This is a genomic window from Paucilactobacillus salsurae, from assembly GCF_054784995.1.
In genome coordinates, this window is sequence record NZ_BAAHWX010000003.1 from 23,941 (window position 1) to 41,140 (window position 17,200).

A 17,200-nucleotide genomic window follows, 5' to 3' on the forward strand; every position below is an offset into this window, starting at 1 on the left:
TATAACAAGGACGAAGCTAATAATAGCTTCGTCCTTCTTTATTGATTATAAAATTGGTGATAATAAACGTGAAAATGTCTGTTTAAACCGTAACCACAACGATTGTTCGCTGAACTTTTGCGTTGTCATTTCAATACTTTGTTTCATATCAGCTTCAAAGATTTTCTCCAAATCATTCGTCACTTTCGGATCATAAATGAACGTATTAATTTCGAAATTTAACTTAAAACTACGAAAGTCCATATTCGCTGAACCAACCGAGGCCATTTTACCATCGACGACCATTGTTTTAGCGTGAATAAAGCCATTCGTGTAGAAATAAATTTTTATGCCTTCATGGGCCAGCTGTTTGGCATAATACTGCGTTGCGCGATACACAAACGCATGATCAGGCATATTGGGGACCATAATGCGGACATCTACGCCTGATAAAGCCGCGACACGCAATGCATCCAGCACACTGTCATCGGGAATTAAATAAGGTGACTGAATCCATAAATTATGACGCGCAGAGTTGATGAGTTTCAAATACCCAAGCTTAATTTTTTCCATATCATTATCCGGGCCACTCGCCACAATCTGTAAACTCGTTTCACCCTTAACATGATTGATGGGAAAATATTGACGATAATTGGTGATTTTATTGCGTGAAATAGTTGCATTCCAGTCACGAATAAAGCGTTGTTGCAGTGAAAAAACACCACCGCCGACAATTCTTAAGTGTGTATCGCGCCAGTGACCAAATTTCTCTGAGCGGCCTAAATATTGATCACCAATATTAAAACCACCTACGTAACCAATGCGACCATCAACGACCACAATCTTACGGTGATCACGGAAGTTCAACCGAAAATCCATAAAATTAGAATGAGTCCCCAAGAATGGTTCAGCATGTCCGCCATTTTCACGCAGCGTATTAAAGAAACTACGCTTGGTTCCCATTGATCCCCAAGAATCGTAGATCACACGAACTTCCACACCAGATTTTGCTTTGCGTTCCAATAAATGCAAAATCTCGTTGCCAATTTTGTCATTGTAAAAAGTATAAAACTCAATGTGCACACTAGCGGTTGCAGCTTCGATATCTTCAAGCATGTCATGAAATAAGGCGTTACCTTCTGTAAAAATTTTGATGCGATTTTGGCGCGTTAAAAACGCATGATCGGCATTTTGAAAGAGTGTCACCATCCCCTTGGCCGCAGAAGTAATATCATCAGCATCTGTATGCATCTGACTAAGTTCTTTTTTCTGTGCGGTCAGTGCTTCACTTAATTCCAAACGCTGCTCATTTTGAATTTTTGCTAATCGTTTGTGTGGTAGTTTACGGCCTAAAAATGCGTAGGCAATAAACCCACCGACAGGAATAAAGACGAGCACTAATAACCATGCCCATGTTGCAGCAATATCGCGTTTTTCTCTAAAAACAGTAAAAAACGCAATCACCGCATTGATGATAATAATCCAATAAATAATTGTTTTAACCAATTCCCAACTCAGCATTAGTTTCCCCTTTTAAATCCTCATTTGATTCCATCATACAAGACTTCATTTGATTTAGAAACAAGTTCGTTTGAGAGTGTTGTATAATGAAAAATAAAAAATTAAGGTGATTATATGTTAACGACTCCCAATTTGCTTCTGGGCCAAATTCACGCATTTCGTGTTTTATTTCGCGAAAATCCGGGTTTAGCTCTGATTATTCTCTTAATATTGATTGCACTAGCCTTTTACTTTAATCAGCGACGTTAAGCAACAAGGCAAATTGAAGATTTTGAGCGACCTGTGGATCATTGAGATCCACATCCAAAATGACTTGCGCCTTTTTGAGACGATACAAAACGGTATTACGGTGCAAAAACATGCTTTTAGCAGTCTGCGAAACTTGTTGACCAAAATAAAAATAACGTTTCAGTGTTTCTAACAGCTCTTGTGCTTCGTCCTGGTGTTCATAATTTAGTAGTGCATCCAGCTGGGCATGATAAAAAGTTTGCGCTTCATCACTTGGAATCAATGAAACTAATTCATTCACCAGCTTGGGCTGGTAGCGGGACACGCTGTGCTGCGGGTCTTGCAGGCTTGTCCGATTAGCTTCCTGCGCCTCTTGAAAAATTTGTTTTAAATTGCCTAATAACTCATAACTTTGACTATACCCAACAACGAAGCGAAACGTTGTTGGGATTTTTTCTTGGATAAATTGTTGCAAAGCTGAAACAACATGCTGGGCGTTTTCAGTTTCATCAATTAGCAACACTAGTTGCTGGTGCCAAGAAAATACTTGCACTGTTTGCGCGGTAAATTCATTAATAAACCACATCACTAGTTGTTGTACTTGATCTAATAACTGATAGTGAACCATTCTGTTAGGATCATCGGTGACGACGTCGGTAATTGCACACACAAATTTAGTTGTCGGTGCAATACTCATGTCTGACAAACGATGCTCAAGCAAATCTTGCGATATGCCCCCATCTAGGACACTTAAAAAGAAGCCTGAACGATTGCGAAAATTACTTTCATTGACCATATCAATGCGGCTATTAACAAAACTCATTGTATTCATAATCAACTGTCGTAAAATGACAACGTATTCATTTTGATCATCATAATTTTGAATTCCCACAAACGCTTTATTTTCTTTATAAGCCGGAAATAGGGGAAACAACGTAAATGAATAATCGTCTGCATCAACCGTCATTTCTTCTTCTAGTTGAAAATAATTGATACCACTATTCCTGAAGAAGCTCGTTAAAAGATCCTGCTGATTAATCAGTGCGCGAGATGTAAAGATTGCCTTAAAATGACTGTCTAACAAAATAATTGGTGTACCCATAATTTGAGCACCAAGTTCTAAAACGCGATTTACATCATGTGTATCGAGCACTAAATCAGCCAACCGTTGATTATTTTGAATGACTTGGCGTAACTGCAATGTATGATAGTTGATCATTGCCTCAAAAAAAAGTTGCATACCATCACTAAATGAAGGCATTTGAGGCATCACAATAATGGGTAGTGCCAATTGCTGAGCTAACCGCTGAACCGTTTGCGTCATGTATTGCATTTGATTGGGCATAATTGCCAAACCAGCCGCATTTGTATCCGCCAATTGGTGCAACAGTAGCTGCAATTGATGACTGCTCTGAATTAAGTTTTGATTATCCAAAATGTACAGCATCGCTGGTTGATGATAACGACCAATGATTTGAGTTTCAATTGTTTGGACTGTTTCAATGGTGCGACTCGCCCCGACTTGACCTGCTAAAATTGTCATGCCAGCCAAATCTGGTTCGCTTAATAATTCTTCAATTGTCATTTTTTACCCTTTCAATGTGCATAATGCATATGAATTCTATCTTTTTTGTCGTTTTGCATAATGATTAAATTTTGATTATAGAATACACTAAAAGCGACCACTTGAAAAGGAGGGCACTTGAATGGATCTCTTAAGAAAAAAAGATCTCACCACGATGATTACGAGTAGTTACACTAGCCCACTGAAAAAAGAACTTACGACATTTGATTTAACGATGCTTGGCATCGGCGCCATTATTGGAACGGGAATTTTTGTACTGACCGGTACTGGTGCACTCACAGCCGGCCCCGGACTCATGTTTTCATTTGTCATTGCTGCGATGGCATGCTTATTCGCCTCGTTATGTTATGCCGAATTTTCTTCACTTGTGCCTGTGGCTGGTTCTGCCTATACCTATTCCTACACAACGCTCGGTGAAATTATTGCTTTTATTATCGGTTGGGATCTGATGCTTGAATATTTACTAACTGTATCAACCGTGTCGGCTGGTTGGTCAGGTTACTTTCAGTCCCTACTAGCTGGTTTCGGTCTTAATTTGCCAAAGGTCCTCACTGCCGCCCCGGGCTCTTTACCAAACGGTGGTATCTCTTACTTTAATCTACCAGCATTTGCCATTATTATTGTCATCACCGGTCTAATTTCGATTGGCGTGAAGGAAACCAAGCGAGTAAATAATGTGATGGTGATCGTCAAAATTGCAGTCGTACTGTTGTTCATTGCGGTTGCCGTCAAATACGTCAAACCTAGCAATTGGTCACCAATGATGCCTTTTGGCTTTCATGGGGTCTTTACTGCCGCTTCAACTGTTTTCTTTGCCTTTATTGGGTTTGATGCCATTTCATCGTCCGCCGAAGAAACAATTAATCCTTCGAAAACAATTCCACGAGCAATGCTTCTATCACTTGGTATCTGTACCATTTTATATGTTGTTGTCACAGCAATTATGACAGGTGTTGTTCATTATCCTTTATTTGCAAACTTCATTGATCGTCCTGTTTCAGCAGTGCTCAAATTATCGGGACAAAACTGGATGGCGGGGATTGTTGATCTGGGAGCCATCCTCGGAATGAGTACCGTCATGTTAGTCATGTTATATGGACAAACACGGATTACGTTCTCCATGTCACGTGACGGCTTGATGCCACCTATTTTCAGTAAAGTTAATGAAAAAACGGGCACACCAATGATTGCCACCTGGTTATTTGGTAGCATTGCCGCCATTATTGGTGGCTTTATTCCTCTGGCTGAACTTGCTGAACTGGTTAACATCGGTACGCTAACTGCTTTTGTTTTAGTCTCATACTCAGTGATGCGTTTGCGAAAAACCAAACCAGACGTCAAACGAGCTTTTAAAACACCATGGGTGCCGTTTGTTCCCATTATGGCCATTTTAAGTTGTTTGTTTTTAATTGCTAATTTAAAGCCGCTAACGTGGATTCGTTTTGTGGTTTGGCTTGCCATTGGTATGGTAATTTACTTCAGTTACTCCGCTAAACATTCTAAAGTTGGTATCGAAGAATTGACTAAAGATGCCTACGTTGTCAAAAAAGAAATTGATACGAAACGTTAAAAAAATGATCTAGCTTTTGCTAGATCATTTTTGCTCTATTCGACTTGTCCCATCATTGTAGTTAAGTGTCACGCCTTTTTGTACATTAAAAATATAAATATTAAAGCTAATCTTTGGCGTTTCTACTGATTGTGCCATCATATGCACGCCACGGGCCAACAGTTCATGATCACGAAAGACCGGTTGCACTTCATAACGCACATGATGATTGGTATCGCGAATATAATCAGCAATTTGGTTCTCATATACTTCCATTCCCGGTGAATTAAGACTCTGCGTGCCAGTCATTAAATTCTTTGGATTATTATTTTGCCCAGTTAATTGGTATCCCAATAAGTGGCTCCGATTGTAAATCCACAGCGTTTCCCCATCAACTGTGACTTGTTTATTATGCCAACCAGTTGGGTCTACATATAATGGATCACGTTTTTGCGTGGGCATTAAGTCACGACCCAGCATTGCATTTGCAGTCCCAACCCGATTTTGAGAATCTAAATCATGATACGATTGCCAGCTACCGTGAGCGACGCTTAAATCTTGTTTTGAAAATGTTGGCTTATTATGGTGCACCTGGATAATCTGCAGACCTTTATAATCTAGTTTTGCCAGCTGTGCTTCAGACACCGATTCTTTTGTTCGTGTGGTTTGCGTTGTTCGCTGTCCTTGGTCATTATCGTGATCAAATTGGGTGTACAATCCGCCCGCGACAATGATGAGTGAAGCAATTACCGAAATCACTGAAATCTTTTGTCTGCGCCGTCTACGTCTTGCCATTAAATTGTTCCTCCCAGATTAATGCTCATTATATTGTAGCAAACTTCAGCGCAATCAAAAAATCCAACTCCTGACTAAAGAGTTGGATTGGCTTAATGATGTCTATGTGCTACTTGGTATGTTGGAACTATGTGTTGAAATCTTACTTCATTAAAACTATGTGTTTTCCTATATGTGTGTGGTGAGAAATTGATGCTATGTGTTTGGTTATTGCCCACTTGTTTAAACTATTAATCTGACTAATGTCAGAAATGTCCGATTTCATCGCCACCACCTCTTTTTTGATTTATTTGGATAAAAAAACGCCCTATCATAACTTATCGCTAAGTTATTGATAGGACGGAGTGACCGTGTTACCACCTAAATTTACTAATTCATCGCTGAATTAGTCTTAACGCGTACAAACATACGCTGGCACTGTAATGGGTGCACCCAATTTGTTTTACTAGACGGACAGTCGTTCAAGCAATCACTCAAGGACGATGTTCACTTTCATAATTACGATTCCATCTCACCACACTGGAACTCTCTGACTAAATTATGAAACCTACTGTTTCCTCTCAACGTGTTTAATTTTCTCATCCAAATTTAATTATGTTGCCATCTTAATCTCATTTTGTGATAATGTCAACATCTTTTTTAAATTTTACTAGAAAACTATTTTTAAAATGTTTATGATAAATGCATCTTATTTATTACTTAAAGGAAGTCGCCAATCAATGTCAATTTCACAACAAAAAATTTTAATTATCGGTGGAACGTCAGGGTTTGGTTTTGAAATTGCCAGACAAAGCTTACAACAGAAGGCTAATGTAACCATCACTGGCCGTCATCAGGAGACTTTGACCCAAGCAGTGACAACTTTAAGTCAGTTTGGTACTGTGGCCGGAACATGTCTCGATGCTCACGATGAATACTCAATTACTCACTTTTTTGCTGATCAAGAAAAATTTGATCATATTATTTCAATGCTTGGTGGTGCCATGGGTGGTGGCTTTCTAGATAATACCAATGAGGCAATCAAAACGGCCATTGAAACGAAATTTTACTTAGACTTATATCTCGCTAAAAGTGCCCCAGCCCATCTGGCTGATAATGGCAGTTTAATCCTCACTAGTGGAGCTGGTCGCCGCTATGACCAGGCCGCGGGTGCCATAATTGGTAATCAAGCTATTAATGGCTTGGTTCAAGGGCTAGCTTTAGAACTGGCACCTAGGTTACGCGTAAACTCTGTTGCCCCCACTTGGACACCAACAAAATTATGGCGAGATGTTGATCAAGATCAACTTACCGCGCTAAAAAAACAACAGGCAGCTGCCAGTCCACTACAACGACTTTCATCTCCTACGGAAGTTGCCAAAACCTATCTTTTCTTGATGGATTGCACCTTCATTACTGGTCAAACAATTACTGTCGATGGTGGATCGACACTTCGTTAATAAATTATTAATAAATACTAATCGTTCTTATTAACAAAGTACTAAATTTAGCTTACTTTCGTCATATTTTCTTCACAACTTATGGTTATTATAAAATCATACCTAACAAACCTCTTTCATATACTCCTCCAAGTTATGAAAAGTAAGCTGCAACTACAAACGGCTTATGATGAACTCACTCCTTAAAAAAATCGCTTAGCCCACCCAAGCTAAGCGATTTTTTTGTGTTTGGTACTTGTGAAACCACAACTGTACAACTTCTATGTTTTCGCGTATATTAATGGCAATCATTATTTTAAAAAGCTGGTGTATTATGAATTCTTTCGACCAATCTCTATTTAAAAATAAATTGCCTAATAACAAGGCACTCATTAATTATGGCTTTAAACTTACAAACAAAAACTATCAATACCAGACAACTTTACCAACTAGTAATTTTAAAGTTGATATCACCATTGATGCAAAAAATGCTATCTCTGTTCAGCTCACAGACCCAGTTTCTAAAGATCCCTACGTTTTACATACAGTTGAAGGTGCTTCGGGTGATTTTATAAACAACGTTCGTTCTGAGCTTCATGAAGTTTTAACTGATATTGTGAATCACTGCTTCGATGCCGCGATTTTTAAAGCACCTCAAACAAAGCGATTAATTGACCAAATTAATTCGACTTATCAAGTCGAATTAGAATTTTTATGGAAAAAGTTCCCAAATAACGCGGTTTACCGCCGTGCCGATACTCATAAGTGGTTCGGTGCCATTCTGACAACCTCTACAACTAAATTAGGACTTGAAAAAGATCAACAAGTTGAGATTATTGATCTTCGGGCACCAGTTGCTGAACTTCCAGACTTACTAACAACCCCACATTTTTACCCTGGTTATCACATGAATAAAAAACATTGGTACTCGATTATTTTAGATGACTCACTATCAGATGAAAAAGTGATGAAAAGAGTCGCAGCAAGTTTTTCACTAGCCACCTAAATTTTAAAAGAAAGAAGCTGATCAAATGTCATTTACAAAAGTACAAACTTACCTTAAAGAATTAGGTCTCGAGGACCGTATCAAAGTGTTAGATTCTTCCAGCGCCACCGTTGAAGATGCCGCTGCCGCAATCGGGTGTGAGCCCGAACATATTGCAAAAAGTATGTCATTTCTAGTTAACGATAATCCGTTGTTGGTAGTTTTCGCCGGCGATGCGCGTGTTGACAATCGCAAATTTAAACAAGAATTTATCAAAAAACCAAAAATGATTTCTGCAGATCAAGTTGAAAAATATATCGGCCATAAACCAGGTGGCGTTTGTCCATTTGCCTTAAATGACGGTGTTCCCGTTTATTTAGATAATTCCCTGAAACGGTTTGAAACGGTTTATCCAGCAGCAGGTGACGCTCATAGTGTCGTTAAATTATCCTTAGCAGAATTAGAAACTGCTTCACATCCCCAAAAATGGGTTGATGTCGGTAAAGATTGGCAAGAGTAATCACTATATTCGTTCCCATCAAAACAAAATAGTGAATGCATATGAATGCTGTTATATCAGTATTTGCAACTCTCAGTTGCGCAAATGCAACGTTCAATTGAGCAACAAGTGCTAGCATGCAACTGGTCAACTCGCTTTAATGAGACTAACAACGATAAAGGAGATTTCATCATGACAAATTACGAAACCAAATTTTCGCAGCAGTTAGTCAATTTGCGAAAAGAACGGCACTTATCTCAAGAAGAATTAGCACAAAAACTTTATTTAACACGACAATCCATTTCAAAGTGGGAAAATGGAGATTCAGTTCCCGATATGAATAACTTGGTTCAACTAGCTGAAATCCTAGATGTTAGCTTAGATGAATTGGTCCTCGGCATTACACCCAAACAGAGTATGAAAGCCAACCAACTGTTTTCGAAACTGTTAGAACAAGACGAAGCTGATAAGGACTGGCATCAAAATCACCGTTGGCGTGAATGGCAGTACAAACCAATTAACAATGGTTGGGAGTGGTTGGCTCGCTACTGGTGGATTATCTTTGCATTAATTGGAATGATTTCAGCATTATTTTTTCATAAATGGTAAAGCTAAAGCGATTCTCTTTTTTGAGAACCGCTTTATTGATTATTTCTTAAATTTCTCTCATATAAATCCGGTAAACTTTTGTAAAAACGCATTTCAGTGTATACTACCAAAGGTGTAATTATTTAAATTTCGGTGGTCAAACGACTACAATCAAAGATGTAAAACTCATTTTGAGGTGATTTTTTTGAACAACAAACCTGAACCAAATACGCGAATGGCGCGCTATGATCAACCAAAACCGAAGAAAAAAAGTAAGTTATTTAAACGTAATGAGAATAAGCAAGCACCAAAACCCGGCAAAAAGGGCCCTAAACAGCCAAAAAAACGCCGTAAATTACGAATTGTGATCTTTTCTTTACTTGCCTTGTTAGTGGTCATGATTATTATTTTTGCGGTTAAACAGCACGATCCTGTGGATACTAATGACAATGATACGACTGTTTCTTCCAGTTCTTCTAGTCATAAGCATAAGAAGTCTAGTAGTTCTTCTGATGAAGATGATACTGACTATCAGTCACAGTATAGTACAAATGCCAACACAGCCCAGACAAATCCGGACACTGGTGGGAATAATAATACCGCTACACAGAATCCGAATGACAATCAAAATCAAGATACCAACAATGCTAACAATAAAACCAGTGAAGATCAAAAAGCACCAAGTACTGGTAGTCAAGGAACTACATCAAGTGGTAACGGTGCCCAAGCACCTCAACCAAATGCATCTGGATCCAATTAACTAAAAAAGAACGGTTTTAACTAAATAAAGTTAAAACCGTTCTTTTTTATAATTCTCACGCCAAAGAATCCCAAGCAGGCAATACCGTAGGTTTCGATTCACTAACCTGCTGTAATTGATCACTCAAATACTTCTTATTCACAACAACCTCATAAGTAAAATCATCAAACCAATCATTACTCATCACAAAATAGCCTTTTTCACCATTCGCCTCACCCCAGCTGTTCTCAATCTTCCAACGGTTAGGTTCGCCGTCAACTAGATTGACTCCAGTAATGGTCATGGAGTGAGTCACTTCTGCCTGTCGATACTCTAGACGTTGCGCTTTTGTCATAGTTAAATCTACACCCAACAAACTACCTTGATCAAAGAGTTTTGAGTCTAATAAACCTCGTTTTCGATCCATTTGCTGCAAGACATCATTCCCAAACCAGACCGTCTGTCCATCTTGTAATTGGGAAAGAGTTGTCTGCTTCAAGACATCCATTTCAACGTTCAAAAATTGAATTGGCAATCCGCCCGCCACATTATCTTGACTAGGCAGTGAATACAATTGATTGTAATCGTGATCCGGTGCATTCGTTACCACCACATAATCACTGAGATTCATCTCAAAATAATCTTGATAGAATTGTTGTGGGGTTAAATCACCAACACGATGTGCCTTCTGATCGTCATCTTGATATTCAAGATCAAAGGTTTGTATGGGTTGGCCAAACGCATAAACAGCTAATTGATAAATTTCACTGACCATGTATTCTTTAATTGCCATTATTTCAGCATCTTGCGCGCCATTTTGAACCATTTCACGTAATTGCATAGCATCCTTGCGCAGTAATAAATTCATGACGTGGTCAATTTCTGTTGTGTCATTGGTGTTATAAGTTTCAGGCATGGCGTAAGATGGCACAACCCCATACTTTTGCACAAGACTGGCAGCCATCTGCCATTGCCCACCGTCTGTGCCAGCCATGCTTAAATAAAATTCAACCTCGCGATCATCCACGGGACGATCAGCCGTATTTAAAATGTTCTGCAAAAAAGTATTGGCGCGCTCGACACGATCCCAAAAGAACAAATAATTTTGCGACAATTCAAAATCGGCAACATTGTGTTTTTGGGCAAATTCATGACGTAATGTATTTAAGGTCGCAAACAACCAGCAACGCCCACTGTGTTTTTGATTGGTGACCTTCCCTGTTTTGACTTCCAGTGAAAAGACCCGATTGAGTCGTTGACTCGCTGTTTGATCTTCACTGCTAGCATTAATCCCATTTTTCATCACGGCACGACTAATGACAGCAGCGTCTGTTCGCTTATCATAGTCTGCTTGAAATTGATTAATTAATTCTGGTGTAATTTCTTGGTTAAAATTCATGTTTGCCCTCCATATCAGTTAAATCATTATTTCTATTCTAGCAGGAAATACAGGTTAACAAAAAGCATTTACCTTACTGGTAAATGCTTTAATTTGATTTAATTTAGTTCTCGAAATAACTCTTCCATTCTGTATTAACATTATTGCGTTTTGTTTTGTCGCGATTCCAGAATGGTACTTTGACAACGCCCAGAATTTTCTTCTTCGGAACAAAGCCCCAATAACGACCATCATTAGAAACACTCCGGTGATCTCCAAGCACAAAGTATTCGCCACTTGGCACTTTCTTAGCACCGGCATTTTTTTGCCACTGATTTTGTAGTGACACACTTTGCATCGTCCAATTACCGGTTCCTGTGCTTCGTTCAGTACCCGAAATATAGTTTTGCTTAACTTTCTTGCCATTGACATAGAGATTGCCGTTTTTTGAAGATACTGTATCTCCTGGCAAGGCAATTACACGCTTGACGTAGTCTGTTTTCTTTTGTGTAGCGCCAGGATCAACACCAAAAGCGTCAAAAACCACCACACTGCCGCGATGGATCGTTGATTGTTTATACACAAAAACCCGTTCGTTATTTTCAAGGTTGGGTTGCATGGATGGTCCATCAACACGTACTAATTGAAATACGAATGTTTTGACAAGTAACGCCACTAACAAACCTAAAGCAATTGGTACAATCCAACTCATGATTTCTTTCAATGCTTTCATAAGTCCACTCCAATTTCTTTTCCTAATATAATTGATTCAATTGTAATACAAGTACTTTGATATTCAAACAATTATATTTTTCATTAACGAATCTTCATCTTTTTTGGTATGATGTTCATATCATTAGCCGGAAAGGAACGTTTATCAATGCAACAATTTTTTACTGTTCTGGGTGGCATGGGTTCTCTTGCCACAGAAAGTTATGTCCGCTTATTAAACGAATTAACACCAACTACTAAAGATCAAGATTATTTAAATTATCTCGTAGTTAATCATGCCACTGTTCCAGACCGTTCCGCTTATATTTTAGATCATAACACCATCGATCCTTTACCAGCATTGCTGGAGGATATTGAACAACAAAGTCAATTGCACCCGGCTTTTTTTGTGCTAGCTTGTAACTCAGCTCATTATTTTTATGACGTTTTGCAACAAGCTACTGAAATACCAATCCTACATATGCCCAAACTGGCAATTGAAGAAATTAGCCATCTGAAACCAGCTGCTAAACGTGTTGGTGTTTTAGGAACCCCTGGTACAATTAAGATCGGTCTGTATAATCAACTCATCGAAGATCATGGTTACGTGTTGGTCACGCCCAGTGAAACAATTATTGCAGATACTGAGGATCTAATTTTTACGGACATTAAACAAAACGGTCATGTAAATCCACAAAAATATCATACACTTCTGCATAAAATGGTTGAAGATATGCACTGCGACATTGTAGTTTTGGGATGCACTGAATTGTCACTTGCACAAGAACAGGCACCTAACCATGATTTTCCCATCATAGATGCCCAAGCAATTTTAGTGCAACATTCTATCACTCGTGCATTACAACTACGTCAAAGGCTTAATTAGTTTTTTATTGACGTATTTAGAGAAAGGATTCAATTAGATAATGATCCCGCAACTTTTAACAATCAGTTCCTGGGGGCTCGCTCTTGTGTTTGGATTCATCTTTATGATGAGCTATCACCAGGAAAAAAGGCGCTTAATTAATGGTATTTTTTTCAATTTATTTTTATTTAGTACACTTACTGCCATTGCCTTTTCTATTTTGCAAAGTAATAATAAAATACTGATTTTTAGCTTATTTGCACTTCTCATTATTTTATTTATCATCATTCTTGCATTCTACTTATTACAATCGCTTCTCCTACTCTGGAATGCTTGGATTGTTTGGCACAAAGAAAGTCACTCACTCGCAAATATGCTGACATTAGTCTTAGGCCTTGCCGTACTTTTGATACCCATCATTAGCAACCTCTTTGCAAATTATCTACCAAAATCTCTTTTTATTTGGATAAATTCATTTTCTTACCTGCTTATCTTTTATGTTCTGTTTTGGTTTTACAATTATCTAACAATGCTAGTTATTTACCAATTCAACCGACCAAAATTTAATCAAGATTTTATTATCGTGTTAGGGAGTGGATTGTTAAATGGTAGCGAAGTGCCTCCTCTTTTACAGGCCCGCATTAATCGCGCACTTCAATTTCAACAAAAGCAATTACAAAAAAACGGAAAACCGGCAACAATCATCTTTTCAGGGGGACAAGGCGCTGATGAGACACTTCCCGAAGGACAAGCAATGCTGCAATACGCGCTTCATCAGGGACTTTCTCCAGTGTTCGGGGTTGCTGAGACTAAATCCAAAACAACACTAGAAAATATGCAATTTTCAAAACGATTAATTGATCAATCAAAAATTGCTAGCCCAAATGTCATTTTTGTCACAAATAATTACCATACCTTTCGAGCGAGTTTGTTCGCAAAACAAGTAGGTTTAGCTGCAGATGGTATTGGCGCAAGAACAGCTAAATTTTTCTTACCCAACGCCGTTATTCGCGAATATATTGCGATTTTTGTCCGTCAAAAAAAATGGCATTTTGTGGCGATCTGCCTTTTATTAATTGTTTCAGTATCACTAAGTATTCTGGAAACTTATTTTGTTGGACAATAGTATCTAACTATATTTTAGCTTTTTGAGATATCAAAAGGATCATCAGTATAATACTGATGACCCTTTTTTCTTAAACTTTTTCTTTAAAGTTTTTCACAAACGATTTTGCATAATTATGATCGATGTATTTTTCCATTACGAGGCGTTTGAGATTCCAATCAGCTGCATAATGAAATGTAGTACCATATCTTTTTTCATTAATTAATTTAACTGCTTCTTGTTTCGCCTCATTATTTTTTGCGTACTTCTTAAATGTTGCTTTACCAACGCCTAGCCAAAGTTGGTATTTTTCCGAATCTTTATTGGCATAGATCGTTGGTTGATCTTTTAACGTTTGGGTGATGTAATCTTCAACTGGGTACGAAGCTAAATTATAGCCATTCAGTGTCACAAAGAAACTACTTCGTCCTTGTCGAGGATTCAAATCAAAAACTTTATAAGTTTGATCACGCGAATCAAACTTTAAATCAAAATTGACAAATCCTGTAAATCCGACTTTTTCTAAAAAGTTTTGAATATTATCATAAATTTCCTGATTATATTCCGGCATAATTGCAACATAGTTACCGACTGCTGTTGGGGCCGGATCTTCCAATAGTGGGTGTCCCAAACACATCATCTTAACTTTATGATACTGGTCAACATAGACGTTGATTGTTCTCATATTACTATCGTCACCTGGAATGTAGTCTTGTAAAATCATGTCTCCTTGGTACGGACTAGTATCATAGATTTGCGTTAACACTGTCTTAAGACGAGCTTCGTCATCAATGATATAAGCCTTTTCGTAGCCTTCAAAATTCCCTTTGTGCCACTCTACTGCATCGGCCGCTTTCAACGCCACCGGGTAGCCAAATGGAGATTTGAAGTTGTGATAGTCGGAGTCTCGATTGACAATTTCTGTTTTGGGATATGGCATTCCCACTCTTTCACAAACCTGATAAAAGCTTTCCTTATCAGTTAATTCAGCTACCATATCATAATTGGCATATGGACATATAAAGTGTTCAGACAATGCGTCATAATTTTTAGAAACCAGCTCTGTATAATCATCACCACAGCTAATTAGTAGCAACGCAATCCCTTTTTCTTCATATGGTTCGGCAATTTTAAGCAGTGTGGGGGCAAAAATAGCAGGGTCTTGAAAATTATCCACAAAATGCGTTTCAAGAATTGCAGAAAATCTTGTTGGTGCTAATTCTGCCATTGCATAACACTGTGACTTAACACCATATTTTTCATGCAATGCTCTGGCCATGCCATATGCATTAAAGTCACTACCTAAAATAATGGGAACAAATTGTTGCGTCATTGTATCACTCCTTAACAAATTCTGTTTCTGGGATTGTAATTTTTTCTAATAAATTCTCTTCAACATCCTCAGGAAAATACACCGCATACCAAATAATAAAGGTATAAATACTGAATAACTTTTGCATGCTCGATTGACCGGCGCGATGTTTATCTAATACTTCCATCAGATAATCAGCATTAAAGAATTTTTTGGCTGTCGCACTAGTGAAAGTTGTTTTCAAAATATCGTAGTATTTATCTTCTTTCATCCAGTTTGCTAATGGAGATGGAAAGCCCATTTTTTCTTTTTCGGCCACTTCTTTTGGCAGGCTTTCTTGCGCAGCTTGACGAAAGGCATACTTAGTTTCAGTGCCATTAAAGCGTGTATTAACTGGCAAGGTATGGGCAAACTTAGCTACTTCTTTATCAACCAGTGGCATCCGAACCTCTAATGAATTGGCCATACTCATGCGGTCTGCCTTATGCAGAATATCATATGGCAACCAGGTATTAATATCGAAATACTCCATTTGCGTTTTTTCATCCAGATCCTTCACGTTATCAAACAAGTATTTGGTCATTTTGCCACTATCAACAACCATATTAGGATCATTAAATAGTTTTTTTCGTTCATCTTCGTTATAGACATAGTTAACACGGTAATACCGTTCACTAATTGGTTGCGCTCCTCGAAGCAAAAATTTTCGACCATGAAAACGTGGCAGTGGTTTTACTAATGCCGCCAGAGCACTTCTAATAAATCCAGGCACCATTTTTTGATATTTATGGAAGGTATCTCCCTCAAGATACGTATTATAACCACCAAAAAATTCGTCAGCTCCTTCACCCGATAAGGCTACTTTGACGTGTCTGCTGGTTGCTTTAGTAAGAAAATAAAGTTGGATAGCAGACGGATTGGAAAGTGGTTCATCCATGTAATACATCACCTTAGGAATACTACTAAAATAGTCATCTTCAGTAATTTTAATTTGTGTATTTTTTTGATGAATCGTTTTAGCAAACTTCGTTGACCAATCTAGTTCACTATATTTTGAATTATCAAATCCTAGTGAAAATGACTGGATATCTTTAATTTTACTGGCCTCATTTAATACATAGCTGGAATCCACACCACTTGAAAGAAAACTACCAACTTCCACATCCGCGATCATATGTGCATCTACAGATTCGTGTACCAAATTTTTGATTGTCTCACTTGCTTCTTCCGGCGTTTCCTGCGAATTGATTTCATATTTAAATTGATAATACCGTTCATGAGTTAAATTTTTAGTTTTGATGTCATAAAACATGTATTCACCAGGAAGCAACTTATAGACATGTTTAAATAAGGTCTCTCGTCCTGGAATGAATTCAAAGCTCATGTGATATGGCAATAATTTCAAATTAAATTCTTTTTTAAATTTAGGATTGTCCAAAAATGCTTTAATTTCAGAACCATACATAAACGTTTGACCATCGTCATAATAATAAAATGGCTTCATGCCGAAATGATCACGTGCCGCAAATATTTTTTGTTCGCTTCGGTCATAAATTGCAAACGCAAACATCCCTCTAACGTGCTCTAACAATTTTTCATGCCAGGCATCATAACCATGCAATAAAACCTCAGAATCAACGTTAGTTCTGAAAACATAACCAAGGTCTTCTAAATCTTTTCGGACTTCTTTAAAATTATAAATCTCTCCATTAAAGGTTAAGACAGTCGTTTGTTCATCATTAGCCATTGGCTGTTTGCCATGTGCCAAATCAATGATCGATAATCGCCTAAAACCCATTAACACATTATCATCTTTGAAATACGCCTCATCATCTGGTCCTCGGTGTTTAATTCGATTCGCCATTTTAACAATTATATTATCATCCAAATCTGAATGATTAATGCATCCTACAAAACCACACATATAACTATTTCCCCTTCAT

The 17,200-nt window shown here is 38.0% G+C and carries 15 protein-coding genes and 1 other annotated feature; of the genes, 8 read left to right on the top strand and 7 right to left on the bottom strand.

From position 1 onward, the window contains the following. Positions 1 to 45: 45 nt before the first annotated feature. Both cls and ACYVQZ_RS03730 read right to left on the bottom strand, forming a co-directional pair. Positions 46 to 1,500 carry a cardiolipin synthase gene (gene cls, locus ACYVQZ_RS03725; RefSeq protein ID WP_461240056.1) on the bottom strand — a complete coding sequence of 485 codons (1,455 nt, stop codon included), beginning with the start codon at positions 1,498 to 1,500 and terminating at the stop codon, positions 46 to 48. 232 nt (positions 1,501 to 1,732) lie between these two features. Beyond that, on the bottom strand, positions 1,733 to 3,313 hold the full coding sequence (locus ACYVQZ_RS03730; protein WP_461240057.1) for a helix-turn-helix domain-containing protein: 1,581 nt from the start codon (positions 3,311 to 3,313) through the stop codon (positions 1,733 to 1,735). 121 nt (positions 3,314 to 3,434) lie between these two features. Between ACYVQZ_RS03730 and bcaP the strand changes: the two genes are divergently transcribed. Continuing rightward, on the top strand, positions 3,435 to 4,883 hold the full coding sequence (gene bcaP / locus ACYVQZ_RS03735; protein WP_461240058.1) for a branched-chain amino acid transporter BcaP: 1,449 nt from the start codon (positions 3,435 to 3,437) through the stop codon (positions 4,881 to 4,883). 24 nt (positions 4,884 to 4,907) lie between these two features. On the opposite strand, the gene ACYVQZ_RS03740 is transcribed toward bcaP, so the two are convergent. After that, positions 4,908 to 5,657, bottom strand: a complete 750-nt coding sequence (locus ACYVQZ_RS03740) for a DNA/RNA non-specific endonuclease (RefSeq protein ID WP_461240059.1) — start codon at positions 5,655 to 5,657, stop codon at positions 4,908 to 4,910. Between the two features lie 332 nt (positions 5,658 to 5,989). Further along, positions 5,990 to 6,230: a binding site (T-box leader), on the bottom strand. 146 nt (positions 6,231 to 6,376) lie between these two features. Between ACYVQZ_RS03740 and ACYVQZ_RS03745 the strand changes: the two genes are divergently transcribed. The 5 genes from ACYVQZ_RS03745 to ACYVQZ_RS03765 all read left to right on the top strand — a co-directional run bounded on the left by ACYVQZ_RS03745 (position 6,377) and on the right by ACYVQZ_RS03765 (position 9,907). Further along, positions 6,377 to 7,096 carry an SDR family oxidoreductase gene (locus tag ACYVQZ_RS03745; RefSeq protein WP_461240060.1) on the top strand — a complete coding sequence of 240 codons (720 nt, stop codon included), beginning with the start codon at positions 6,377 to 6,379 and terminating at the stop codon, positions 7,094 to 7,096. A 313-nt stretch (positions 7,097 to 7,409) separates the two neighbouring features. Next, positions 7,410 to 8,081, top strand: a complete 672-nt coding sequence (locus ACYVQZ_RS03750; RefSeq protein WP_461240061.1) for an MmcQ/YjbR family DNA-binding protein — start codon at positions 7,410 to 7,412, stop codon at positions 8,079 to 8,081. 25 nt (positions 8,082 to 8,106) lie between these two features. Further along, entirely contained in the window at positions 8,107 to 8,580 is a 474-nt protein-coding gene (locus ACYVQZ_RS03755; RefSeq protein WP_461240062.1) for a YbaK/EbsC family protein, read from the top strand. 171 nt (positions 8,581 to 8,751) lie between these two features. After that, positions 8,752 to 9,168 carry a helix-turn-helix domain-containing protein gene (locus ACYVQZ_RS03760; protein ID WP_461240063.1) on the top strand — a complete coding sequence of 139 codons (417 nt, stop codon included), beginning with the start codon at positions 8,752 to 8,754 and terminating at the stop codon, positions 9,166 to 9,168. Between the two features lie 184 nt (positions 9,169 to 9,352). After that, positions 9,353 to 9,907, top strand: a complete 555-nt coding sequence (locus ACYVQZ_RS03765) for a hypothetical protein (RefSeq protein WP_461240064.1) — start codon at positions 9,353 to 9,355, stop codon at positions 9,905 to 9,907. Positions 9,908 to 9,962: 55 nt separating this feature from the next. Here ACYVQZ_RS03765 and ACYVQZ_RS03770 read toward each other — a convergent pair whose 3' ends face one another. Together ACYVQZ_RS03770 and lepB are read right to left on the bottom strand one after the other, a co-directional pair. Beyond that, positions 9,963 to 11,285, bottom strand: coding sequence for a C1 family peptidase (locus tag ACYVQZ_RS03770; protein WP_461240065.1), 1,323 nt, complete (start codon positions 11,283 to 11,285; stop codon positions 9,963 to 9,965). Between the two features lie 103 nt (positions 11,286 to 11,388). Then, entirely contained in the window at positions 11,389 to 11,997 is a 609-nt protein-coding gene (lepB, locus tag ACYVQZ_RS03775) for a signal peptidase I (protein ID WP_461240066.1), read from the bottom strand. A 147-nt stretch (positions 11,998 to 12,144) separates the two neighbouring features. Between lepB and ACYVQZ_RS03780 the strand changes: the two genes are divergently transcribed. Continuing rightward, positions 12,145 to 12,861, top strand: a complete 717-nt coding sequence (locus tag ACYVQZ_RS03780) for an aspartate/glutamate racemase family protein (RefSeq protein ID WP_461240067.1) — start codon at positions 12,145 to 12,147, stop codon at positions 12,859 to 12,861. A gap of 199 nt (positions 12,862 to 13,060) precedes the next feature. Then, the gene (locus tag ACYVQZ_RS03785) at positions 13,061 to 13,966 is read left to right on the top strand and encodes a YdcF family protein (RefSeq protein WP_461240068.1); all 906 of its coding nucleotides are present in this window, start codon (positions 13,061 to 13,063) and stop codon (positions 13,964 to 13,966) included. A 70-nt stretch (positions 13,967 to 14,036) separates the two neighbouring features. Here ACYVQZ_RS03785 and ACYVQZ_RS03790 read toward each other — a convergent pair whose 3' ends face one another. Together ACYVQZ_RS03790 and asnB are read right to left on the bottom strand one after the other, a co-directional pair. Beyond that, the gene (locus ACYVQZ_RS03790) at positions 14,037 to 15,278 is read right to left on the bottom strand and encodes a carboxylate--amine ligase (RefSeq protein ID WP_461240069.1); all 1,242 of its coding nucleotides are present in this window, start codon (positions 15,276 to 15,278) and stop codon (positions 14,037 to 14,039) included. 4 nt (positions 15,279 to 15,282) lie between these two features. Continuing rightward, positions 15,283 to 17,181 (bottom strand): asparagine synthase (glutamine-hydrolyzing), encoded by a 1,899-nt coding sequence (gene asnB / locus ACYVQZ_RS03795; protein WP_461240070.1) that lies wholly within the window; start codon positions 17,179 to 17,181, stop codon positions 15,283 to 15,285. Positions 17,182 to 17,200 lie beyond the last annotated feature (19 nt).